28 protein-coding genes are annotated in these 22,460 nt (G+C 68.2%); 21 read left to right on the forward strand and 7 right to left on the reverse strand.

Annotated features, from left to right (window positions below; all coding sequences use genetic code 11):
• Window positions 1–14 precede the first annotated feature (14 nt).
• Both QZZ29_RS08030 and QZZ29_RS08035 read left to right on the forward strand, forming a co-directional pair.
• Window positions 15–629, forward strand: a complete 615-nt coding sequence (locus QZZ29_RS08030; RefSeq protein ID WP_291382467.1) for a TetR/AcrR family transcriptional regulator — start codon at window positions 15–17, stop codon at window positions 627–629.
• Between the two features lie 205 nt (window positions 630–834).
• Entirely contained in the window at window positions 835–1,407 is a 573-nt protein-coding gene (locus tag QZZ29_RS08035; RefSeq protein ID WP_291382468.1) for a hypothetical protein, read from the forward strand.
• Between the two features lie 59 nt (window positions 1,408–1,466).
• On the opposite strand, the gene QZZ29_RS08040 is transcribed toward QZZ29_RS08035, so the two are convergent.
• The 3 genes from QZZ29_RS08040 to QZZ29_RS08050 are packed head-to-tail and all read right to left on the reverse strand — an operon-like array spanning window position 1,467 to window position 4,650.
• Entirely contained in the window at window positions 1,467–2,222 is a 756-nt protein-coding gene (locus QZZ29_RS08040; RefSeq protein ID WP_291382469.1) for a GDSL-type esterase/lipase family protein, read from the reverse strand.
• A 44-nt stretch (window positions 2,223–2,266) separates the two neighbouring features.
• Complete coding sequence (locus tag QZZ29_RS08045) at window positions 2,267–3,421, reverse strand: glycosyltransferase (protein WP_291382470.1); 1,155 nt, start codon at window positions 3,419–3,421, stop codon at window positions 2,267–2,269.
• On the reverse strand, window positions 3,421–4,650 hold the full coding sequence (locus QZZ29_RS08050) for a glycosyltransferase family 1 protein (RefSeq protein WP_291382471.1): 1,230 nt from the start codon (window positions 4,648–4,650) through the stop codon (window positions 3,421–3,423). The genes QZZ29_RS08045 and QZZ29_RS08050 overlap by 1 nt, the downstream gene beginning before the upstream one ends.
• A gap of 91 nt (window positions 4,651–4,741) precedes the next feature.
• Here QZZ29_RS08050 and QZZ29_RS08055 point away from each other — a divergent pair, with 91 nt between their 5' ends.
• The 5 genes from QZZ29_RS08055 to QZZ29_RS08075 are packed head-to-tail and all read left to right on the forward strand — an operon-like array spanning window position 4,742 to window position 9,401.
• Complete coding sequence (locus QZZ29_RS08055; RefSeq protein WP_291382472.1) at window positions 4,742–5,320, forward strand: copper resistance CopC family protein; 579 nt, start codon at window positions 4,742–4,744, stop codon at window positions 5,318–5,320.
• Window positions 5,321–5,361: 41 nt separating this feature from the next.
• On the forward strand, window positions 5,362–6,279 hold the full coding sequence (gene hemC, locus QZZ29_RS08060; protein WP_291382473.1) for a hydroxymethylbilane synthase: 918 nt from the start codon (window positions 5,362–5,364) through the stop codon (window positions 6,277–6,279).
• Window positions 6,276–7,049 (forward strand): uroporphyrinogen-III synthase, encoded by a 774-nt coding sequence (locus QZZ29_RS08065; protein ID WP_291382474.1) that lies wholly within the window; start codon window positions 6,276–6,278, stop codon window positions 7,047–7,049. Before hemC ends, QZZ29_RS08065 begins: the two co-directional genes overlap by 4 nt.
• Before the next feature lie 25 nt (window positions 7,050–7,074).
• Window positions 7,075–8,046 (forward strand): porphobilinogen synthase, encoded by a 972-nt coding sequence (hemB, locus tag QZZ29_RS08070; protein ID WP_291382475.1) that lies wholly within the window; start codon window positions 7,075–7,077, stop codon window positions 8,044–8,046.
• The gene (locus QZZ29_RS08075) at window positions 8,043–9,401 is read left to right on the forward strand and encodes a glutamate-1-semialdehyde 2,1-aminomutase (RefSeq protein WP_291382476.1); all 1,359 of its coding nucleotides are present in this window, start codon (window positions 8,043–8,045) and stop codon (window positions 9,399–9,401) included. Before hemB ends, QZZ29_RS08075 begins: the two co-directional genes overlap by 4 nt.
• Before the next feature lie 139 nt (window positions 9,402–9,540).
• On the opposite strand, the gene QZZ29_RS08080 is transcribed toward QZZ29_RS08075, so the two are convergent.
• From QZZ29_RS08080 to QZZ29_RS08090, 3 genes are all read right to left on the reverse strand, one after another.
• Window positions 9,541–9,873 carry a transposase gene (locus tag QZZ29_RS08080; RefSeq protein ID WP_291382477.1) on the reverse strand — a complete coding sequence of 111 codons (333 nt, stop codon included), beginning with the start codon at window positions 9,871–9,873 and terminating at the stop codon, window positions 9,541–9,543.
• A 112-nt stretch (window positions 9,874–9,985) separates the two neighbouring features.
• Window positions 9,986–10,741: a glucose 1-dehydrogenase gene (locus tag QZZ29_RS08085; protein WP_291382478.1), complete on the reverse strand. Its 756-nt coding sequence runs from the start codon at window positions 10,739–10,741 to the stop codon at window positions 9,986–9,988.
• A 341-nt stretch (window positions 10,742–11,082) separates the two neighbouring features.
• The gene (locus QZZ29_RS08090) at window positions 11,083–11,667 is read right to left on the reverse strand and encodes a TetR/AcrR family transcriptional regulator (RefSeq protein WP_291382479.1); all 585 of its coding nucleotides are present in this window, start codon (window positions 11,665–11,667) and stop codon (window positions 11,083–11,085) included.
• Window positions 11,668–11,771: 104 nt separating this feature from the next.
• Between QZZ29_RS08090 and QZZ29_RS08095 the strand changes: the two genes are divergently transcribed.
• The 14 genes from QZZ29_RS08095 (at window position 11,772) to QZZ29_RS08160 (ending at window position 22,106) form a co-directional block, all read left to right on the forward strand.
• Window positions 11,772–12,644 (forward strand): patatin-like phospholipase family protein, encoded by an 873-nt coding sequence (locus tag QZZ29_RS08095; RefSeq protein ID WP_291382480.1) that lies wholly within the window; start codon window positions 11,772–11,774, stop codon window positions 12,642–12,644.
• A gap of 850 nt (window positions 12,645–13,494) precedes the next feature.
• Entirely contained in the window at window positions 13,495–14,145 is a 651-nt protein-coding gene (locus QZZ29_RS08100) for a 1-acyl-sn-glycerol-3-phosphate acyltransferase (protein WP_291382481.1), read from the forward strand.
• A gap of 484 nt (window positions 14,146–14,629) precedes the next feature.
• Window positions 14,630–15,028, forward strand: a complete 399-nt coding sequence (locus QZZ29_RS12790) for a hypothetical protein (protein WP_366479286.1) — start codon at window positions 14,630–14,632, stop codon at window positions 15,026–15,028.
• Window positions 15,025–15,729 (forward strand): CbiX/SirB N-terminal domain-containing protein, encoded by a 705-nt coding sequence (locus QZZ29_RS08110; protein WP_291382482.1) that lies wholly within the window; start codon window positions 15,025–15,027, stop codon window positions 15,727–15,729. Before QZZ29_RS12790 ends, QZZ29_RS08110 begins: the two co-directional genes overlap by 4 nt.
• A complete protein-coding gene (locus QZZ29_RS08115; protein WP_291382483.1) occupies window positions 15,716–16,435 on the forward strand; it encodes a HesA/MoeB/ThiF family protein in 720 nt (239 codons plus the stop codon). The genes QZZ29_RS08110 and QZZ29_RS08115 overlap by 14 nt, the downstream gene beginning before the upstream one ends.
• Window positions 16,436–16,437: 2 nt before the next feature.
• The gene (gene glp, locus QZZ29_RS08120) at window positions 16,438–17,628 is read left to right on the forward strand and encodes a gephyrin-like molybdotransferase Glp (RefSeq protein WP_291382484.1); all 1,191 of its coding nucleotides are present in this window, start codon (window positions 16,438–16,440) and stop codon (window positions 17,626–17,628) included.
• Window positions 17,625–18,110, forward strand: a complete 486-nt coding sequence (moaC, locus tag QZZ29_RS08125; RefSeq protein ID WP_291382485.1) for a cyclic pyranopterin monophosphate synthase MoaC — start codon at window positions 17,625–17,627, stop codon at window positions 18,108–18,110. Before glp ends, moaC begins: the two co-directional genes overlap by 4 nt.
• On the forward strand, window positions 18,107–18,751 hold the full coding sequence (locus QZZ29_RS08130; protein WP_291382486.1) for an NTP transferase domain-containing protein: 645 nt from the start codon (window positions 18,107–18,109) through the stop codon (window positions 18,749–18,751). Before moaC ends, QZZ29_RS08130 begins: the two co-directional genes overlap by 4 nt.
• Window positions 18,748–19,005, forward strand: coding sequence for a DUF6457 domain-containing protein (locus QZZ29_RS08135; RefSeq protein WP_291382487.1), 258 nt, complete (start codon window positions 18,748–18,750; stop codon window positions 19,003–19,005). The genes QZZ29_RS08130 and QZZ29_RS08135 overlap by 4 nt, the downstream gene beginning before the upstream one ends.
• Window positions 19,002–19,238 carry a MoaD/ThiS family protein gene (locus QZZ29_RS08140; RefSeq protein WP_291382488.1) on the forward strand — a complete coding sequence of 79 codons (237 nt, stop codon included), beginning with the start codon at window positions 19,002–19,004 and terminating at the stop codon, window positions 19,236–19,238. Before QZZ29_RS08135 ends, QZZ29_RS08140 begins: the two co-directional genes overlap by 4 nt.
• A gap of 28 nt (window positions 19,239–19,266) precedes the next feature.
• On the forward strand, window positions 19,267–19,485 hold the full coding sequence (locus QZZ29_RS08145; RefSeq protein ID WP_291382489.1) for a hypothetical protein: 219 nt from the start codon (window positions 19,267–19,269) through the stop codon (window positions 19,483–19,485).
• A gap of 172 nt (window positions 19,486–19,657) precedes the next feature.
• The gene (locus QZZ29_RS08150) at window positions 19,658–20,455 is read left to right on the forward strand and encodes a type IV toxin-antitoxin system AbiEi family antitoxin (RefSeq protein ID WP_291382490.1); all 798 of its coding nucleotides are present in this window, start codon (window positions 19,658–19,660) and stop codon (window positions 20,453–20,455) included.
• A complete protein-coding gene (locus QZZ29_RS08155) occupies window positions 20,452–21,423 on the forward strand; it encodes a nucleotidyl transferase AbiEii/AbiGii toxin family protein (RefSeq protein WP_291382491.1) in 972 nt (323 codons plus the stop codon). The genes QZZ29_RS08150 and QZZ29_RS08155 overlap by 4 nt, the downstream gene beginning before the upstream one ends.
• 179 nt (window positions 21,424–21,602) lie before the next feature.
• The gene (locus QZZ29_RS08160) at window positions 21,603–22,106 is read left to right on the forward strand and encodes a hypothetical protein (protein ID WP_291382492.1); all 504 of its coding nucleotides are present in this window, start codon (window positions 21,603–21,605) and stop codon (window positions 22,104–22,106) included.
• 43 nt (window positions 22,107–22,149) lie between these two features.
• Here the strand turns inward: QZZ29_RS08160 and QZZ29_RS08165 are convergent.
• On the reverse strand, window positions 22,150–22,460 hold a 311-nt coding region (locus QZZ29_RS08165; RefSeq protein ID WP_366479292.1), incomplete at its 5' end, for a HigA family addiction module antitoxin.

Raw genomic sequence — 22,460 nt, forward strand, 5'->3', positions numbered from 1 at the left:
GCAAGGAGGTGGCCATGACCGTCGACGGACGCTCGATCAGGGGCGACGCCACCAGGCAACAGGTGCTCGACACCGCTCTGGTGATGTTCGCAAGGCAGGGGTATCGCGCCACCTCCCTGCGCGACATCGCGGCGCGCTCCGGCATCACCCATCCCGGCCTTCTCTATCACTTCCCGACCAAAGAGGCGCTGCTCATGGCGGCGCTCGAGCGGCGCGATGAGGTGGACGGCGTCGAGGAGGACGACGGCGTGGTCGAGTTCGCGGACCTTGACGGGCGCGCGCTACTGGAGCACCTCGTGGCGGGGGCGGCGAAGAACGCGGCCAAGCGCGGCCTCGTCGAGCTCTTCGCGAGCCTGTCGGTGGAGGCCACCGCCCCTGATCATCCCGCCCACGCCTACTTTGTGGCACGCTACTCCTCGCTTCGCGCCACGCTGGTGAGGGGTCTCGAAGAACTCGCGGCTGCTCAAGAGCTCCGCCAAGGCGTGGTGCCAACCGTTGCGGCCGCGCACCTCATCGCGCTCATGGACGGATTGCAGATTCAGTGGCTGTTGGACGCAGACACCGACATGGCAGGTGCGCTCGCAGGCTACGTGAACAGCCTGCTCACCGAACCTCTGAAGGCCCCATAAACGCGCCGGGGCACACACGCGTACCTCCACGCAAGGACATCCGTCATGGGAAACCGACGGTATTTGCTACTCTAGCAGGGGACTTGCTCCAGTATGCTGTGCAAAGGGACACAGGTCCTGGGTCCCGGGACCGGGACCGTCCTAAAGTCTGTAGTGAGCGCTGACAAGCGCTTGGGTCCCCCACGACCTCGAATAGGAGAAAAACATGGCAACGAATACAAGCGACAGCGGCGTCTCGACAGCCAAGGAATCTAGGTTCGGCTGGATCTTCCTGAGCCTTGCCCGCATTTCTTTGGGCTTCGTGTTCCTCTGGGCATTCTTCGACAAGCTGTTGGCACTCGGCCTCTCCACCGGCAAGGACGGCGAGACCGGAGCGGTCGACTACTTCGGTCCCGCGGCCTGGATCAACGGCGGACACGTCACCGAGGGCTACCTCGTGTATGGCGGCAACCCCGACAGCCCCTTCCACGATTTCTTCGTGAACCTGGGCGCCGACCGCTGGACCGACTGGCCCTTCATGCTTGGACTGCTCGGCATCGGCTTGGCACTCATGCTCGGCATCGGCACCAAGGTCGGCGCCTGGTCCGCTGCCGCCATGCTGCTGTTCATGTACCTCACACAGATGTGGCCCGGCACCAACCCGATTCTCGACGACCACATCGTGTACGCACTCGCCGGAATCGGCATCGTGTACGTCGAACTCAAGTACCAGGCCATTGGTATCGGTGGCTGGTGGCGCAAACTTGACATCGTCAAGAAGAACGGCTGGCTCGTCTAACTGTTCACAGGTGAGGGGCCGGTGCGCGACCAGCGCCCGGCCCTTCGTCATGCCTGGGCTCAGGCGGGAACGGTTGGCCGCGCCTTTGAGCGCCGTTCCTCGAGAAGCTCGTGGGTCACTACTCGCGCCATCTGAGGCAGCAGATCCCGTGACCGCTTGGCGACCCATGGCACGCCGTTGTGGGTCATCCACCAGGCGCGCGAGATCAGCGAAGGTGCGGGCCCCGCATCGCTAATGGGGGCTGCTTGGACCAACTGGTGCGACAAGCGGTTCAGGGCCTCGACCGTGAGTGCGCGGTGGCCCTCGGGTGAGGGGTGAATGCGGTCGATATGCCACGCGATGTCACCCAAGCGACCAAACACCTCCGCGCCGTCGATCAGATGCACACGAGTGCCAGCCACCGCGGCGACGATCGCCGCGTTCGCCAGCCCGATGCGTCGTCCCATGACGGTAGAGATGCGGCGGCCCAGCACAGAGAACGCCGCAATGCTGTCGAGGCCGATCATCACGATCTCTCGCCCTGGCCGTTCGAGCCGCTCGAGGGCGTCCTTCAGGTGCGCGGTGATCTCCGCCGGACAGAAATCGCCTCGCAACACGTCGTTGCCGCCCACCGTCATGAGGACGATGTCGGGGCGCGCCATGAGCGCCGATGGGATCTGGGTGGCTGCCAGGTCGCGCGCGCGAGCGCCGTTGGCGGCGAAGTTCACAAACTCGGAGGCGCCGACGGCGTGTGCGAGGTGGGCCGCCCAGCCAGCGCCGACGCCCGCTTGCGTCGAGTCGCCAACACCCAAGGTGATGGAATCTCCGAGTGCCACTACCCGAGGGCCCCGTGTGGGCCGTTCAGCAGCGTGGGTACTCATCAGTTCCTCCCGGGGTCCCGTTCCTTCTGGGTCGCGTCGAGAGCTGCTTCGTGGAGCGCGAGCATCCGCTCGACCGTGGCCGACCACGGCATCGTCTCCGCACGGGCGCGTGACGTCTCGCGACGTTCGCCCGCGTCTCTTGCAAGCACCGCCTCGATCGCATCGGCAAAAGCCTCTGGAGTACCGGCGACGGCCTCGCCGGCGTCACCCACCACCTCGGGAAGGGCCGATGCGGCGTTGACCACGGCGGGGGTGCCAGACGCGAGTGACTCGAGCGCTGCTAAGCCGAAGGTCTCGATGGGGCCGGGCGCCACCACCACGTCGGCGCTTGCGAGAAGTTGAGCGAAGAGCTCCCGATCCGTGACGAAGCCAAGGAACGTGATGGGCAGGCCCTCTGCGAGCTCCCGCATCTTGGCCGCAATGTTGCCTGTGCCTGCGCTCACCAGGCGGACAGAGCGCCCCCTGTCAGTCAGTAGCCGCACCGCCTCGATCGCGAGTTCTGGCCGCTTCTCCGTGGACAGCCGTGACGCCATCAGCACGAGGGACTCGGCCCCGGAGGCGTACCGCGCATGCACGTCAGCACTCGCGTTGCGGGGGTGGTAGCGATCAAGATCAACTCCCAGCGGCACCTTGACCGAATCGAGGCCCGCGCGAGTGAACTCCGCGCGCGCGTACTCGGTGGTGCACACCACCGTGGTGAACAGCCGGTGGGTGCCCCTGTTGTGCCAGTCGGCCATGCCTTCCACGGGAAGGTTGCTGTCCAGCCACGAAGGCAGGTTTGCGTGAAGGATGCCGTCTGCCCGCTCGTGCGCAAAGAACGCGGACGGAATGCCTCGCGACGATGCCCACCCGCCAAGCGACCGCAACGTGGTGCGGTCGGACACCTCAAGCACGTCGGGCGCAAAGCCGGTCAGGATCCCACGCACCTCGCGAGTGCGGGTGATGACCCGGTAGCCGCCGGATGTCGGAACCACGGGGGCTCGCACGGTGATGCGGCGACCGTACGGCGTCTGCTCGTCCGCATCGGCCGCCCCGGGAACCACCAGCAACACATCGTGGCCGCGTTCCAGATAGCCGGACCCGAGCGCGTGCATGGCCGTCCGCAGGCCCCCCGACGTCGGTCCATAGAAGTTGGCGATGTGCGCGATCCGCATCAGGCGTCGCCCTTCGCCCGACGCCCGCGTGCCTTGGCCGAGGCCACCTCGCCGGGACGCCACACCAGGCCGCGCAACAGCTTGTCGTCATCGGCCACGAGCGCGGGCCGGTCGCCGCGGATCCGCGTCGCCTCTGCGTAGTAGTCCATGAGCCCGTCGCAGACCTTCTCCCAAGTCCGACCCTCGACCGACATGCGGCAGTGAGCGGAGAAGCGCTCGCGCAGTTCCGTGTCATTCACCAACGTGGAGACGTAGCCGACGAATTCATCCAACTGTCCGGGCGTGTACAGGAATCCCGTCTGGCCGTGGTCGACGAGGTCGATCGGTCCGCCGCGTCGCGGAGCCACCACAGGGACGCCCGACGCGAGGGCCTCTTGGATGGTCTGGCAGAACGTCTCGACCTCGCCGCAGTGCACAAAGACATCGAAGCTCGCGACGGTCTCGGCGAGGTCGTCACCCGTGAGGAAGCCAGTGAAGTGGGCATCGGGCAGCATCGCCTGCAGTTTCTGGTGGGAGGGTCCCTCGCCCACGATGACCACGCTGATGCCGTCCACGCTCGCGAGCTGGGCCAGGTCCTCGACCCGTTTTTCCGCCGCGAGACGGCCCACGTAGCCGACAACCACCTCGGCGTTGGGCGCCCACGTCTTGCGCAGGTCCGCCGAACGCTTGGTGGGGTCGAAACGTGCCGCGTCGACGCCGCGAGGCCACAGCCGCAGCCGGGGCACGCCGAGCTGCTCCAATTGCCTCATCGCATAGGTTGACGGCGCGAGGGTGAGGTCGGCGCGTTCATGAATGTTGAGCACGCGATTCCACAGGATGCCTTCTCCCCAGGCCATCCGATAGCGGTCCGCATAACTGGGGATCTCCGTCTGGTAGACGGCCACGCTCGGCAGATCCAACTCATTCGCCGCGCGCACCGCGGTCCAGCCAAGAGTGAATGGCGACGCCAAGTGGACGATGTCGGGCTCGTACTCTTCGAGCACCCTGGAAATCTTGCCGACGCCGCTGAGCGCGACCCTCACATCCCGATAACCCGGCCAGCCCATCGCCGGCAAGCGGGTGATCGACGCGATGCCGTAGCGCACCGGGCCTTGGCTGCCCTTCGACTCTGGAGCGATGACCATGGCCTCGTCGCCCCGGGCCGTGAGGTGGTCGATGACGCGCAACAAGGAGTTCGTGACTCCGTTGGAGTGCGGCAGGAACGACTCGGCAACCAGCGCGACTTTCACGCCATCATTGTGACGCACGCGAGGTGCAGTCCGCGAAGCGGGCGCCGCGGCTAGGGTGAAAGATGGGTGACGGACAGGTGACAATGGCGGTATGAAGTCCTCCCAGGCCATCTCCCTGACAGTTGCCGCAAGTGCCGCGATGATGCTGCTCGTGGCCGCTCCCGCCTCCGCTCACACGTCACTGATTGACGTGCAGCCGGTGGAGGGCGACACGGTGGGGAAGGGCACGTCCGTGACCCTCACCTTCTCGGATGACCTGCTTGGCCTCGGCACGGAGATGACCGTGACGGATGCGATCGGCGACTCGGTTCCGTTGCAGGTGCGGCGCCCCGGCCCGGCATCGGTTGAGGCGACGTTGCCCGCGCTGGCGGCGGGACCCGTCACGGTGTCCTGGCGCGTTGTCGCGGGTGACGGGCACCCCATCGAGGGCACACTGAACTACGTCGCCGAGGCATCGGAGACGTCGCCCCCCGACGCCTCCATGGCATCGGCGTCGGCTTCGCCTGATCAGGTCTCTGCGACCGCGTCGATGTCGCCAGCCCCGGCCACACCGCCACCTGCGGACGACGCCGGGAGCGACCGCGGCGTCAACTGGGCCGTATGGATTGCAGTCGCCGTCGCCATCCTTGCCACCACCGCGGTCGCAACCTTAACCAAGCGACGCCGCTGAGGCGCGAAAATGGGCCCCACTGCGCGTGGGAACATGTGTGCATGGATCTGAGGCTTGGAACCCGCGGCAGCGCGCTGGCCACGGCTCAGGCACGCACCCTGGCCGATGCTCTCACTCGCGTCGCACAAGACCGCGGGATCGACCTCAACATCGAGTTACACATCGTCACCACGAGCGGGGACCGTTCCACGGAGCCGCTCGTCGGTCTGTCGCAGACGGGCGTGTTCGTGGCGGCGGTGCGCCAGGCGCTGGTCGACGGGGAGTGCGACCTGATCGTTCATTCGCTGAAGGACATCCCCGTCGCACCTCAGGACGGCATCACTCTCGCGGCACTGCCGCCGAGGGAGGACTCTCGCGATGCGCTGTGTTCCGGGGGCGTCGCCCTCGACGACCTGCCGAACGCAGCGAGAGTCGGCACGGGTTCGCCACGGCGGAGCGCTCAACTGCTGGCGCTGAGGCCCGACCTTGAGGTGGGACCGTTGCGGGGCAATGTCGACACCCGGCTCGCCGCTGTGGGCGACCGGTACGACGCGGTGGTGCTGGCGGTTGCGGGGCTCAAGCGCGTGGGGCGCGCCGACGCGATCAGCCACATCTTCTCGTTCGAGGACATGCTGCCAGCGCCGGGACAGGGCGCGCTCGCCGTCGAGACCGTCGGGAGCCTGGATCCCCGTGTGGCAGACGTGATTGCCGCCCTGGACCACGCGGACACGCGCGCGGCCGTGACCGCGGAGCGGGCGGCTCTCGGCGTGCTCGATGCCGGTTGCGCGGCGCCCGTGGGTGCGCATGCCTCGATCGAGGACGGCGTTCTGACGCTGCGGCTGCGAGCCATCGACGCGGAAGGAAAGCTCCAACTCAACGAGTGGGCGCGCGGACCGGTGGTTCATGCGGCTGCGCTGGGACGCTCAGCCGCCCATGCGCTGTTGGGGCGAGGGGCCGCTCGGCTCGTGGCGGCCCCATGACGAACTTCCTCGCGGGTGCCCGAGTGGTGGTGCCCGTGACGGAGGGCCGAGGCGACCTTGCGGACACGCTTCGTGAGCTCGGCGCACAGGTGGTAGAGGTTGCCTTCATCGAGATTGCGGCCACCGTGGAGTTGGCCGCTCTCGAGGCCGCCGTGTCGCGATGGTGCGATGGCAACTATGACTGGATGGCCGTCACCAGCCGCAACTCGCTGAGCGCATTGGATGCGGTCGCGTCACGAACGGGCCGCGCACTTTCCGTGCCGATGCCGCCGTCGCGCCTTGCCGTGGTGGGTAACGCGACGGCGAGGATCGCAATGCAGATTGGTCTCAAGGTGACGCTCCGTCCATCGCGACAGCAAGCAGCCGCGGGACTCGTCGCGGAATTTCCCGAAGGAAAGGGTCGAGTCCTGGTTCCCGTGGGAAACCTGGCGGGGGACGTGCTGAAGCGGGGACTGGCCCGCAAGGGTTGGGCCGTGGACACCGTCGAGGCGTACCGGACGGTCGACGGCCCCGGGCTGGATGCGAGCGGCATCGAGGCCGTCGGGAGCGGCGCCGTGGACGCCGTCATCCTCACGTCGGGTTCCGTTGCCAGGCGCTTTGCCGCCCAATGCCCCCAGGTGGCTCGCAGCGTTAGCGTGGTCGTGATCGGCGCGACCACCGCGTCGGCCGCTCGGGCTGCGGGCCTCGACGTGACGACAGTGGCACGCACCCCCGACGATGAAGGAGTGGTCGCGGCCTTGCGTCGCGCCATGGAGGGAGACATCTCATGATGGGCGACATCGCATGACGGGCCACATGGAACGACCTCGGCGGTTGCGGTCTACGGCGGCCATGCGTCGGCTGGTGCGGGAGACCCAGCCGCGCGCCTCCCAATTGGTGCTCCCCGTCTTTGTGAGAGAGGGACTCGCCGCCGCGAAGCCCATTGCGTCCTTGCCGGGAGTCTCCCAGCTGCCACTTGGCGACGTGCCCACGGTGGTCGAGCAGGCCGTCAACGCCGGCATCAGCGGCATCATGCTCTTCGCCGTTCCCGAGGTGCGCGACGAGCAGGGGACGGCCGCGTGCGCAGCGGACGGAATCCTCAACGCGGCGATTCGCGAGGCGGTCGACGCCGCCCAAGGACGCATCGTCATCATGGCGGACCTGTGCCTCGACGAGTTCACGTCGCACGGACACTGCGGCGTGCTCGACTCACGCGGCCGGGTCGACAACGACGCCACGCTGGCCGTGTACGAGCGGATGGCCGTCGCACAGGCGGACGCGGGTGCCGACGTGCTGGGACTGAGCGGCATGATGGACGGCCAAGTGGCAGCGGTACGGGGCGCGCTCGAGCGCGCGGGACGTCACGATGTGGTGGTGCTGGCGTACTCAGCCAAGTACGCGTCGGCGTTCTACGGGCCCTTCAGGGATGCGGTGGAGTCGGCCCTCGAAGGCGACCGCCGAACCTACCAAATGGACCCAGGCAACGCCCGCGAGGGGGTGCGGGAGGCGACGCTGGACCTCGCGCAAGGCGCCGACATCGTGATGATCAAGCCTGCGCTGCCGTATCTCGACGTGATGGCGGCCGTCGCTGCCGTCTCGCAGGTGCCCGTCGCCGCATATCACGTCTCAGGGGAGTACGCCCAGATCGAGGCGGCCGCCGCGAACGGGTGGATAGACCGCAAGGCGGCCCACCTCGAGGCGCTGACCTCGATGGTGAGAGCAGGCGCCGACATCGTGCTCACCTATGCTGCGCTGGATTTGGCGCGGTGGCTAGGGGAGGAATCATGAGGCCCGATCGCCATGGTCTTGCGCGCGCTATGAAAGCGGCGACGCTACGCACGGACAAGGGGGCGCGGGACTGGCATGCGCGCGCGGGGGATGTGCTTCCCGGTGGCGTCAACAGTCCCGTGCGCGCCTGGAATGGGGTGGGAGGCAATCCGCTCCCCATCACGTCGGCCAGGGGCGCCACCATCACGGACGCGGCCGGCCGCACGCGCGTCGACCTCGTGGGCTCGTGGGGCGCCGCGATCGCGGGCCACGCGCACCCGCATGTAGTCGCGGCCGTCACGAAGGCCGCCAGGCGGGGGCTGAGCTTTGGCGCCACCACCGAGGCGGAGGTGGAGCTCGCGGAGGCCATCAGGAGCCGCATCGCCCCCGCCGCCAGGGTGCGCCTTGTCTCCACCGGCACAGAGGCCACCATGACGGCACTGCGCATCGCGCGCGCGGCGACGGGTCGCGACAAGGTGATCAAGTTCGCTGGCTGCTACCACGGTCATGCAGACCCCTTCCTCGTGGCCGCCGGCTCCGGCCTGGCCACGGCCGGCGTGCCCGATAGCGCGGGCGTGACGGCGACGACGGCGGCGGACACGATCGTCGTTCCGTATGGCGACGCCGACGCCCTGACGGCGGCCTTTGCCGAGCACGGCCAGACGATCGCCGCCGTTATCACGGAGGCGGCGCCGGCCAACATGGGAGTGGTACGCCCGCCTGATGGTTTCAACGCGCTGATCGCGTCGCTTGCGCGCGGCGAGGGCGCCGTGTTCATCCTCGACGAGGTGCTGACGGGCTTCCGTGCAGGCCCGCACGGATGGTGGGGAATCGAACGCGACGCGGCCCTCTTGAGCGGCGAGCGCCCATGGGAACCTGATCTCATCACGTACGGCAAGGTCATCGGCGGCGGGCTCCCGGTGGCCGCCGTGGCAGGACGCGCGGATCTCATGGACATGCTCGCGCCAGCGGGACCCGTGTACCAAGCGGGAACGCTATCGGGGAACCCCGTTGCGGTCGCGGCAGGGCTCGCAACGTTCGAGGTGATGGACGCCGACGCCTACGCGCGACTCGCGCGCGCGGCGGACGCGGTGCGCGAGGGCGTGAGCGAGGCGCTCGCGGCCTCCGGAGTGACGTGCGCGGTAGGGCGGGCAGGCACGCTGTTCTCGTTCTTCCTCGGGCTAGAAGCGCCGCCGACGACGTTTGAACAGGTGGTCGCGCAGGACACCTCCGCCTACTCTTCACTGTTCCACCACATGCGCGCCGCAGGGGTCGCACTGCCCCCGAGTGCGTTTGAGCCATGGTTCGTCTCGGTCGCGCATGAGGAGCGCGTCACACGCCGAGTGGTCGACGCCGTGGGATCGTGGCGCCCCTAGCGCGGCAAAGAGCCTGGTAGAGAGGGTTTCTTACTCTCAGGACGAAGGTCCCGTCAACCCTCTCACGTGCGTGGATCGCCTCCGTAAGCCAAAAGCAGCGCACACGATTCACTCGCGCCGCCTGCGTGCGAAACATCCCCTAGGCCGCCCAGGTCTCGCGTTTGGTGAGGTCTTCGGCGGTGCGGCGTTCTAGGTAGGCGCGGGTGGGTGCGTGGAAGTGCATACGGGGAATCACGGTGCGGTAGATTGCGGCGTTGAGTTGGCGGTGGCCTCCGCGGTTGGTCCGGTGGCGTCCACTGGCTTTCCCTGAGCCGGTCGGGACGGGACTGATGCCGGTGAGTTTCGCGAATACGGCTTCGGGGCGGAGGCGTTCGGGGTTGTCGCCGCCGACGGTGAGGATCTTGGCGGCGGTGTCAATGTCGCTTCCGAACCGGTCGAGCAACTGTTGCCCCTCGCCGCTGCCACAGGACACCACAACTGCCCCTCGGGAGTTCAGATATTCGTCTGGATCAGCCTGGTGGGGCACGTTCCCGTGACGCAGAGCCGGGACCGGCCGGTCAAATGGGCCGGTCCCGGCTCGACGGTCACTGCGCGGTGTAGCCGCCGTCGACCACGTACTCGGCGCCGGTGACGAACGACGCCTCGTCGGAGGCGAGGAACAGCACCACGTTGCTGACCTCCTCCGGCTGCGCGGGCCGCTCGAGGATGGTGGTCCCCAGGAGCGCTTTCGTCGCCTCGGGGTCGGTCAGGAGATCCTTCGTCATCGCGGTGGCGATCACGCCGGGGTGGACCGAGTTGACCCGAATCTTGTACTTCGCGAGATCAACAGCGCTGGCCTTGGTGAGGAGGCGGACGGCGCCCTTCGACGCCTGGTACGCCGCAGCGCTCGGGGCGCCGACCAGGCCGTAGATGGAGGAGATGTTCACAATCGAGCCGCCCCCGGCACGCTCGAGGGCCGGCACCACGGCCTTCGTCCCGAGGAAGACAGATCGGACGTTGATCCGGAAGATCAGGTCCCAGTCCTCCTCGGTCGTCTCGTCCACCGGCTTGAGGATGAGGATGCCAGCGTTGTTGACCAGGATGTCTATCTTGCCGAACGCCTTTTCGGCTTCCGCCACAACCTCGTTCCAGCGGGCGCTGTCGGTCACGTCCTGTTCGAGCGCGATCGCGGTGCCACCTGCGGCGACCGCTTCGGCGACCGTGTCTTGGACGGCGGCGAGATTCACGTCCGTGGCGACCACCGAGGCTCCCTCAGCGGCCATGCGCAGGACGTGCGCGCGGCCCATTCCACTGCCGCCACCTGTGACGATGGCGACCTTGCTAGCGATTCGGTTTCCCATAACTTCTCCTTAGCTCCATTGCTATGACCGGGTCAAGGCGCGAGCCCTTGCTAGACCTCGTCGCCTCGCCAAAATCATACTAGTCGTTGGCCGCGATGTTGGTGGCCACCCCGACGATCATCTCCGCTGTGAATTGCCTGCGGGATGGATGACGGCGCTGACGGGTCGTGCTTCGTCAACGCCGCTCCCGAAGCGTTCCGCTCCTGCCGAAAGTGGGAGGTGTCGTCACGGCACGAGTACCCCACCACCCGCCAGACCCAGACCGTCGTGCCGGACTGATGCCACGGCAACTACAACCACTACCGTCGGCATCCGCGACGGCCACTTTGCTCAGCGGTCTCCTAGGGCGAGGTCTGCGGTGGGCGGAGCCCGTCGAAGACGACGCCGATGTACCGGCGGAAGTCTTCCGGCGAGATGCCCGGGATGGCCAGCCCGGCGACCACCATCACCAGGAGTCGCGGGACGTCCTCCGCGGTGAGGTCGCGGCGCACCTCGCCAGCGTCCTGCGCCTTGAGCAGGATCTCCTGGAGCGGCATGGTGAACCGCCGGAGCATCTCGTCGGTCATCGCTGCAAAGTTCCCGCTCGAGGCGATGAGCCCGAGCTCGTGCGACATCACGACGGACAACCGCTCGGCCGCGGCCCGCAGACCGTGGACGGGGCTGGGGTTGTTTCGTGCCAGCTCCAGGGCGGGGGCGAACTCGTCTTCGAAGAGCTGGGTGTACACGGCCGATGCGAGGGCTTCTCGGTGGGCGAAGTGCCGGTAGAGAGTGGCGATCCCGACGCCGGCCTCCCGGGCGATCTCCTCGAGCGAGCCCAGGCCGTCCCCGCGGGCGAATACGCGGCGCGCGGCGGCGACGATCCGGGCGGCGTTGGAGGTGGCGTCGGCTCTTCGGGCCGGGGTTCGCGGAAAGCGTCTTGACGTCATTGACCAATCTTCCCGCGGTTTCGTGTCGCCAGGCACGGGCCCGTGGGCCGGGGCCATGTCTCGTAGGTGACAGCAACGAACGAAATGATAGTACGCTCTCAGTTATGACACCCTCCTGCTCTTCGGCTGTCGGGGCGCCTTGGGCACGCCAACCACGTGCTCCCCACGCCGAAGTCTTGGGGGGAGTGCTGTCGATATCGGAACCTCAGCGGCGGTCGCGCGTCGGGCACGGGTCTGTCGGCCTGGCACTGTCCAGCGGGGCCGCGCGTGGTGCCGCGCACGCCGGAGTGCTGCGCGCCATCGAAGAGGCCGGCATTGAGGTGTCCGTGCTCACCGGATCCAGCGCGGGGGCCCTCATCGGCGGCGCGTGGGCGGCGGGGGTCTCGGCGGAGGAGATCATCGACCGCGTCCGTGAAGCGCAGTTCCGCGATTTCGGCGTCCCGAGCCTGACTCCACGTCTAGGTCTAATGGACACCACGCCCCTGGCCCGCAACTTGGAGGACTGGCTCGGGGACGTGCGCATCGAGGACTTACCCATCCGGTTCGGGGCGGTCGTCACCGAACTCGTCTCACCGACGCCGCGTCTGGTCACCACTGGCTCCTTGGTGGACGCCGTCAGAGCCAGCAGCGCCGTCCCCGGTCTCTTCCCGCCGGTCAAAGTCGACGGCGTCTCCTGCATCGACGGCGGGGTCCTGTCGGGGCTGCCGATCTGGGGGGCGCATCACCTGGGCGCGGACGACGTGATCGCCGTGCGTCTCGGCGACGACCCCCTGTGGCGACGCTGGCTGGAGTCTCGTAAGGACCATCCGGCACACGGGCAGCAGGCGGATCTGCTGATCGTGATCGACGACGAGGCGTGCTCCTCGTGGACCACGGCCGACGTCCCGGGCATGATCGAGCGCGGTTACCAGACCGCCCAGGCGGCGCTGGCTGTCTGGCAGACCGACGACCGTGCCGCCGCAGTTGGGCAACGATGACCAGCTGGATCCATTCGGTGCCCGATGCCGGGACCGATGTCGCCTCGCACACCACCATCGGGCAAGGCTCACCCGCCACCCTCACTCGCGGCCGGGGCACCTTCGGTCCGACATCCCTGGTGGTGGTGCCCCGGATCCTGGAGTGGATCCTCGCCGTCGCCGAGGATGCCTCCGGTAGCTGCTGGCGTCACACCGTCTTCCTTTGGGGCCACCGATATGGGCATCGCCCCCTTGCGGGCGATCTAGACCCACGAGGGCCCCAGCCGCTGGGACGCGCTGCTCCACGGCTGTGCCGACGCCCTCGTGTATCGACACGTGCGGCGCCCGTTCGGCGGTGCACTGCGCCAGGTCATCGTCGGCGGGTCGGCTCTGCGCCAACCCGTCGGCCACCTCTTCCGGGGGCTGGACTGGACGTCCTCGAAGGCTGCGGCTCGACCGCGACCCCCGCGCGCATCACCGTCAACCGGCCCTACGTCGCGCTCACCGGCTTCCGCGGCTGCCGCAACGACCCGGGAAGAACTATCGAAGCCCTTCGCGACGGCTCGCTGCACACCGGGGACCTGGCCCGGCTGGGCTCGCGGGGAAACCCGTTCATCACCGGCAGGAGCAAAGACCTGATCGCCGACGTCGGTCCGACGATCGACGACGTGAACCCCACAGGTCGGCCCCAGCCGGACACGACCCCGACCTCGACCCACACCCGCGCCCAAACGGTCGGAATGCTCGACCGGCGCCTGCCCCACCCAGCGCACCGATCGTGCTGGCGGCCCCGATGAGTTCGGGACGCAGACGAGGGACAACGACCCGCGCTCTCACCCAGCGCGCAGCCAACCTCGCGTTCACGACCGCCGTGCGAACGACCCTCCTCTTTGTTGCCAAAGTCAGCGTCACTGGCCCAGGCGGCGGGCGCGGTGGCGGACGTGGCACTCTCGTCGTCCTCAACCATCGCAGTCCCATCGACTTCCCGGTCGCAGCGGTCGCCTGCCGCCACTGGCGGCTCTCACCCGCCGTGCTGAGCCGCGCCGACTTCTTCGAACGCCCCCTCGCCGGGCCCGGCCTGCGCCTGCTGGGCGCGATCCCCGCGGGCGTCCGCCACAGCCCGGCTGCGACCTTCGATGCGGCAGGTGAGGTCCTTCGTGGCGGGGGTGCGGTCGCGATCGCTCCGGAAGGACGCATCGTCACCGACGCGCAACGTCCGGACGGCCTCGGCCGGTTCAAGCCCGGCGTCGGTGTGCTCGCGTCACGGTTCCGTCCGCACATCCTGCTCGTCGCGCTCACCGGAACCGACACCGCATGGCCACCCGACCGCCGCCTGCCCGCGCTGCGGCTGCCGTGGAACCGGCCCGTCGTGACGATCGCCACCCGATGGCTGGACGTTCCCGAGGACACAACTCGGTCGGACGCAACTGCCCGCGTACGCGCCGAGCTGGGCGACCTCCTCCGGTCCGCGACCTGTGCACCTCCGACGTCCGAAGGCGCTGTGGGCCCGCTTCCCGGGTAACCGGAAAACGTGAGGACACCGGTCGTCAGCGGCTTTGGCATGCGCAGGCCCTGTGTTGGCGGACCGGTTGCCGTCGCTGGCCCGTCGGCCCGTCGGGTGTGGCCGATGCGGGTGACCTCGCCGCTGATCGCCAGGTCCCGCGCGACACCCGCGACCCAACGTCCGCCCGCAAATTGAATCGCCTGCCAGTCTGAAGGTGGCTGGCCTGGGGTTGGCTGGCGACGGACGCCGTGTGGTGGTCGCGGGGGCGGGTGGCGTCAGCACCCGCCGTGGACGGGGCTGTCCCGGCCGACATCCCTGTGGCCATCATCGAAAAGGGCACCACCTCCCACGAGCGCATCACGCGTGGCACGGTGCCCACGATTGTTCGTATCGCCGAGGAAACAGTGGTGAAATCTCCGGCGATTATCGTCATAGGACAAGTCGCCCATCCCGGCTTGTTGGCCTCGGAACCTGCCGCCGCACGCTAAGAAGAGGGGGTGCCATGAGATCCATCGGAGAACCGCTCGCTGGCTGCGTGATCGTGATCACCGCTGACCGTCGCAAGCGCGAGCTCGGTGCCACGCTCGCAAGGCGTGGTGCCACCGTCTGGCACGCGCCCGCACGGTCGACGGTGGCCCATCTTGGGGTCGAGGGTCTGCGCGTCGCCGTGCAGCACCACGGCGACGGCTCTGACGGGCTTGAGGAGGCCGTCACCGCAGCAGGCGCCGATGCGGTAGTGCGGGAACTTGTGAAGCACTTCAGCGATTCGGTGGTCGGAGTGCCGCCGCCAGACGGGCCGCTCGTCTTGGGTAGCACCACGGCGGTCTTGAACGGCAGCGTCCTGGCGCTTAAGCGCACCGTGGTGAAGCGCGGCTGCGCATCGGCGGTGAGTGTGGCATGACGACGTCCCCGATTCTCATCGGCTGCGCCCATGGGACCGCATCCGCCGAAGGCCAGGCAGTGGTGCGTCAGATTCTCGCGGACGTCCGCGTTGCCATGCCGGGTGTCGACGTCAGGGAGGCGTACTTCGATGTGCAGGGGCCGTTCCTTGACGACGTCATCGCGGAGATTCCCGCGAGCGGGGAAGGGCTTGCCGCCGTTGTCGTGCCGCTGCCACTGGCCGACGGCTATCACGCCTACCACGACATTGCGAAGGCCGTGGCGTCACGTCCTGACGTGGTGAGTGCCGACGCACTGGGGCCAGATACTCGCCTGGTCGACATCGTCCTTGATCGCCTGCGTGAGGCGCATGTCCCAGCCGACGCGACCCTGGTACTCGCGGCCGCGGGATCCTCCGACCCGCGTGCTCAGGCCGACACGGAGGCCGCCGCGGAGTTGCTGCGTGGCGCGTGGGGCGGGCCGGTGCGCGTGGGCTTTGCCGCCGGCCATGAGCCTTCCGTCGCCGATGCCGTGGCGCAGGCGCATGAGTACGGCGAGGATGGCGTCGTGGCAGTGGCGTCCTTCCTCTTGGCGCCTGGGGTGTTCCAGAAGCGGCTGGGCGAGGCTGGCGCCGACTACGTGACTGCGCCCCTCGCTCCGCATCCCGACTTGGTGAGCATCGTCGCTGAGCGTTACGGTGCCCTCACCCATGGACAACACTGACCCCTACCTCAGACAGCGCGTCCTTCCCGGGTTCGGCGACCAGGGACAGCGCTCACTGACGGACGCGCGGGTCGCGATCGTGGGCCAGGGGGGGCTCGGCTGCCCCGTCGCGCTGTACCTGGCGGCCGCCGGTGTGGGGCACCTGACCCTCATCGACTCTGACACCGTGGCGGACTCCAATTTGCACCGCCAGATCCTGTTCGCCCCCGCCGACGTGGGTCGCGCCAAGGTTGACGCAGCCGCCGCGGCGCTCGGGAGGCTCGCTCCCGGCGTGAGCGTTGCCGCCGTGCAGTCGCGGCTCACCCCTGAGAACGCGGTGGAGGCGCTGGTCGGCCACAACGTCATCGTCGACTCCACCGACACCTTCGCCTCGCGCCTCACCGTCGCCGACGCCGCCGCCGCTTTGGGCGTGCCCGTCGCGTGGGGCGCCGTGCAGGGCTGGTTCGGTCAGGTCACCGTCTTCGACGGCTCCGTGGGGTTGCGCGACATCTTTCCTGTCGAGCCCCCGCCGGACTTTGGGGTCTGCGACGCTGGGGGAGTGCTGGGGACGCTGTGCGGCCAGGTGGGCACCGCGATGGCCACGGAGGCCGTCAAACTCGTCACCGGCGTCGGCGTGCCACTTGTGGGCGTGTTGTCCGTGATCGACGCCCGCGAGGGCCGTTGGCGGGACCTTGACGTGCGTCGTGCCGACGCGACAGGGGAGTAGAGATGCGCACAACCGACGAACACGCGCTGGCCGCGCTCTCGCTCGCCCCCGATCCCGTTCCCGTCGAGTTGGACCTGCGGCATGCACTGGGCCACGTCACCGCTGCCGCGATCCGGGCCCACGCCGACTCGCCTCCCTTTGACAACTCCGCGATGGACGGGTTTGCGGTGCGCTGGGCCGACGTTCGCTCCGCCACCGCCGACGCGCCCGTCGCGCTCGCGCTCATGGGGGAGTCCCGCGCGGGCGTGCCGTTCGCCGAGACGCTCGTGCCCGGCCGCGCCATCCGCATCATGACGGGGGCGCCGATGCCGGCTGGCGCCGACACCGTGGTTCCCCTTGAAGTGACGTCTGCTGATGAGCGGGCCGTGACCATTCGGGAGGTGCGCAGCGAGGGCGCGCACGTGCGCAGGCGCGCGGAGGATGCGCGCATCGGGGACGAGGTCATCGGCAGCGGCGTCGAGCTGTCCGCCCGTCACCTCGCGGCGGCGGCCGCGGTGGGGGCCGCGCGAGTGGCGGTGTTTCGCAGCCCGCGCGTGGGCATCCTGTCCACCGGCGACGAGCTCGCGCCGCTGGGCGCCACGCCCGCGCCCGGCCAGATCTATGAGTCCAACTCGGTGCTGCTCGACGGCGCGGTGCGGCGCGCCGGCGGCATTCCTGTGCTACTGGGACCCGTGGGCGACAGGGTCGACGACGTGGTGGCCGCGATCAGGCGCGACGACGTGGACCTCATCGTCACCACCGGCGGCGTGAGCGTCGGCGCCTACGACGTCATCAAAGCGGCGCTCGCGGGCCGCGGGGCGGAGTTCATGACGGTCGCGATGCAGCCGGGCAAGCCACAGGGCCTCGGCAGCGTCGACGGCATGCCGCTGCTGTGCCTGCCAGGAAACCCCGTCTCGGTGGCCGTGTCCTTCGAGCTGTTCGTGCTGCCGGTGATGCGCGCGATGCGCGGGCTGCCGCAGCCGCTCGCATGGTCGGTGACGACTGCGGGGGCTGCGTGGTCGAGCCCCGCGGGTCGGGAGCAGTTCATGCCGGTGCGCTGGGAGGCAGGCTCGGTGGCGCCAGCGACCGGTCTTGGGGCTGGCTCTCACTTGATGGCGCGACTCGCGCTGGCCGACGGGCTGGCGAGGGTTCCCGCCGACGTCACGGACGTGCGCGTTGGCGATAGCCTCGAGTTCAGGAGGTTTTCCGGATGAGCGAGTTCGCGCATCTTGACGATGCCGGCCATGCCCGCATGGTCGACGTGACGCAGAAGCAGCCGACGGTGCGCCGCGCCGTCGCGGAGGGTTTCGTCGAGTGCGCCCCGCAAGTGGTGGAGGCTCTGAGGGACGGCTCGGTGCCCAAGGGCGACGTGCTCGCCGTGGCCCGCATCGCCGGGATCGCGGGGGCGAAGCGCACGCCTGAACTGCTTCCGCTCGCGCACGTGATCGGCGTCCACGGCGTGACGGTGGACCTGGAGGTCACGGACCTTGGTGTGGCGATACGCGCCACCGTCAGCACGGCCGACCGCACCGGCGTGGAGATGGAGGCGCTCACTGCGGTGAGCATTGCCGCGCTCAACGTCATCGACATGGTGAAGGGACTCGACAAGGCCACCAGCCTGCGCGACGTTCGCCTGGTCGCCAAGGACGGCGGCAAGTCCGGGCCATGGCGCAGGGAAGATAGCGCCGGGTCGTGAGCCCTGAAGCAGTGAGCCCCGACGTCTCGTTCGCCGCGATTGTTGTTGCGGGCGGCGCGGGGACGCGGCTGTCTGGAGTGTCAAAGCCGGAGTTGGTGATCGCCGGCCGGACGCTGTTGGAGCGCACCCTGGACGCGTGCGAGGGCGCGTCCAGCGTCGTGATTGTGGGGGGAGAGCACCTCAGGAGGGACGACGCACTGTGGGCGTGCGAGGACCCGCCGGGGTCCGGGCCCGCTGCCGGTCTCGCGGCCGGGCTGAACGCGCTGGACGCCGAGGGCGACCCGTCGCCGCTCGTGCTGGTGCTCGGCACCGACACTCCACGCGCGAGCGCTGCGGCGGCGATACTGCTCGCGAGGATGCTCGACGACGCTGGGGGCGTGGCTGACGTGGCGGGCGCCGGTGGCGCCGACAATCCTGATGGCGCGTGGCTGGTCGACGGGTCGGGCACGGCGCAGCCGCTCGTGGCCGTGTACCGGCGGGACGCGATCACCAACCGTTGCGTCTCGCACGCGGCGCCGGGTGCCTCGCTGCGGCGAGTCACGGAGGGCCTCGCCATGATCGCCGTGCCCGACGTTCACGACGCCTCCCGCGACGTGGATACTTGGGAGGACGTGGCCTACTGGGAAGGGAAACTGTCATGAAGCAGGATCAACTCGAGGCATGGGTGACGGCACTGAGCGAGCAGCTCGACATCGACGTGACGGGCCTCGACACGCAGGCCCTGCTGGATGTGGCGCGAGACGCCGCGCACTCCGTCATGCGCCCCGCGGCACCCTTGGCCACCTTCCTCGTGGGCTACGCGGCAGGCGCTGCAGGCACCGGCATGCCTGGCGTCGAGGAGGCCAACGCCAAGGCGTCGGCGCTGGCGCTCAACTGGCCGCAGGCGGATGCATGAGCGTCACTGCCAGGATGTTTGCCGCCGCGGCCGAGGCCGTGGGGGCCAACGAGGTGACGGTCGAGGCGAGCGACGTCGCCGGACTTCGCGAGGTGCTCGGGGCCGCGAGTGACACCGCTGGCCCCGTGATTCGTCAGTGCGCCGTGCTGGAGGGCGGGGTGCGTAGAGACGATGCCCACGTGCTCGCCGAGGGCGCGACGGTGGACGTCATGCCGCCGTTCGCGGGCGGATGATCTCGCGGCGCGAAGGTGTTCCACAGTCATGGTGAGTAACCGAGTTGAGCAGGATTCAGCCCCCGCGGCGGTCGGGATCGACGACGACCCGCGCGAGGCGATCGAAGTAGGCGTGCTTATGGCCAACGGCCGCCTCGCGGGCCGCCAGTTTGCCTCGCGCACAGAGGCGGAGGCGTGGGCGCGTCCTGACCTCGGCGATCAGGTCGTGGAGTTCAACGTGTTGTGCGAGTGCTCCTTCACTTCGTGACCTCTGGCGCTCCCTCTTGCGTGCTGGCGGGCGCAGACAGCGGCTGAGACGTAGTGTCAGAGAGCGGCCATCGGTAACTATTGGCGTTACCTGTACCGTCTTGTTGACACTAACGCAGGGTGGTGTCAGAATGGCGGCATAAGTTACCGTTACTGATACCTAGGGGCAGGCGATGACACGCACCATTCCTCCCTCACTGGCGGGGATCATGGGGGATCTCGAGCTGGAACAACCCACGCTCGTGACCAGCGATCATCTTGCGGAACTCGTCCATCGCCACGGTGTGCTGACTCCACCCAAGGTTGTCGCCGCCCGGCTCCGTGACCGCGGATGGCTTCTCTCAACCGGCCGCCGCGGGGTGTGGGAGTTCGCACCGGCGGCCGTTGCGGGGGCCTTCTCGCTCAGCGATCCAGTGATGCCGCTCCGCGCCTTCCTGGCCAGCAGGCCTGGTGCGCGATGCGCGCTCACGTTCCAGGCTGCGGCCTGGGCGCATGGAGTTGCCGACAGGGTGCCGTCGCGGCTAGAGGTGGCAGCCGCCACTGCGGATCTGGCCCGTCAGCTGCCATCGACGCTCGCGCCGTCGGCCTTTGACCCTCGCCTCGACTATGTGGTCGTTCGTGGCGCGCCCGTCCTCGCCCCGGAAAGCGTCGTGGTCCACATGGCCACGCGGCCGGCTGATGTGCGCTCGTGGGCAAGCGTGCTCGAGTGGCTACCTGAGCTCGCGGGCATGATGCGGTCGGATGCACTGAGTCGGGAACTTGAGGGCCGCTCCGCGAGCATCACCACTCGGACGGGTTACCTTCTGCAAGGACTTCGTCCGGACATCGCGACTTCCCTCCATGCGCGTGCGACATCAAAGGGGAAGGTGTGGTTCGGCCGCCGGGCTTCGCTGAAGAGGCATGACGCGTACTGGCAGATCGCCGACACTCTGCTGCCCTTCGATCCCCGCACCTTGGAGGCAAGTACGTGACCGCGATCAGCCTCACGCCCGGGCACATCGCCCGGCACACGCCCCGAGGAGCGGGAGGTCAGGGGCGGGACGCGGCGATCGTCGACATCGCGCAGGATCTTCTCCTGCGGCACCTGCACAATCGGGGTGCACTCGATTCGCTGGCATTCAAGGGTGGGACTGCACTCCGCAAGCTCTACGCGGGCAATGCCGGGCGGTTCTCGCTTGATCTTGACTTCTCCAGCCTCGCGATTGGCGCCGATCCCGAGGATGTATTGGTCGACCTCATCGCCGCGATTGATGGGGTCTCGATCGGTCCGTTCCGGTACGGCGTTGCCGAGCGGCGGGGCAAGTGGGCGCTCACCTTCGCTCACGACTACGGAGACGCCACTGACGCCCTCTTCAGCAAGTTAGACCTCAACCCACCTCCATGGTTGCCGCCCGTGCGTCGAGGCTGGCAGCCGCTGCCGGTGCATGCCCAGTACGGGGATCCACCTCTACCTGAGATCCAGATCGTCAGTTTGGAGGAGAATCTCGCCGAGAAAATCGCGCGACTCAACCGGGCGACGCCCGCCCGCGACATGTACGACCTCCGGTGGATCATGACCAACTCGCATATCACCGGCGGCCTCGACCTGGACTTGGTGCGGAGGTTGGCGGTGCTGAAGATCTGGGTCGACGCGAACGGTGTCCATGCGGGCAACACCTTCTGGAAGCCGGGCCATGAGGGTCCTGACTTCGATTCCGCGCGCTGGTTACGAGACCGTGGCGGCGATGAGTTTGACGCCGAGGACATCGGTGCGCTCGCGGTGCCGGTCCCTACCGCAACTGAACTGAGCGAGGCATTGCGCGTGCACTTCGGATTCCTTGCAGATCTCGATCACGACGAGCGCACGCTCGCGCAGGCGAACGAGAACGATCGACCGCTCGCGTTGAGGATGCTCGAGGAGCTGCCAGGTGCGCGTCTCCGCGGAGTCGGGCTCTACTGAGTGGCGCGAACCAAGCGGGCAACCATGCCTACCGCCAATCCACCCCGTGCCGGGTTCAGAGCGGGACGACAATGGCAGTGGCAGCTGACCGGCCAGGGTGACGGATGCAGGGCGCAGAAGATCGTGCGAGACTGCGGCTGAATTGGAATCAAGAACCCGCATGAACGGGAGGCATCGACGTGACGTCCAATGGCGAGTCCCGCGAGGCATCGACCTACCTCGCCTGGCAGTCCCACCTCGGCGTCCAGATGCAGGTCTCTCGGTTGAGGGAGTCATACATTGACGGTCATCAAGGCGTTGGCAAACAACTCGTTGACGCCTCGGCGCTCATCTTGGTGCTTTGGCGGCTGCGCATCGCCGCTCAAATGTCGCTACAGATTCAAGGCTCATCCGAAAACGTTGCCGCCGCACTGGGCAGTTTCGATTCGGCGACACAAGGCCTCGCTAAACTTCGCAATGTCACGATGCACTTTGACGAATACGCTCTTCAAACTGACAAACGCAGGGACACTGTAGGCGACCCTCCACGCCTCATTGAGGTCGGAGATTTGTGGACCCTTCGCATTGATGCGGTCGGTCTCGACTGGCTTGGGGTGCGCCTGGACTACGACTGGGTAGAGGGTGTTGCATGCATTCTCTACGATGCGATTCAGGAAGACAACAACTCACAGTTGGGAAGTTGAGCAAACCATTCTGGGCAAGCCGACCCGTGTCGAGCCGGAGAGGCTACGCGGCCCCCAGGCCCAGCGGCTCGATGCGTTCCAGGTCGAGGCTCTGGCGCGCGACCCACAGATCGTGCGCGTCCTGCATGGCAAGCCAGCTTTCGGCGCTGCGGCCGAGCGCCTTCGACAGGCGGAGCGCCATCTCTGGGCTCACTCGGTTGCTGCCGTTGAGGACGCGGCTCAGCGTCGACGGCGCGACGCCGAGGTGATTTGCGAGCGCTCGTCCGGTCACACCAAAGGGCTCGAGGTAGACACCGGCAATGAACTCGCCCGGGTGCGGGGGATTGTGCATCGGAGTCAGCGCATCCATCAGTG

Source organism: Demequina sp. (genome assembly GCF_016278765.1).
GTDB lineage: Bacteria > Actinomycetota > Actinomycetes > Actinomycetales > Demequinaceae > Demequina.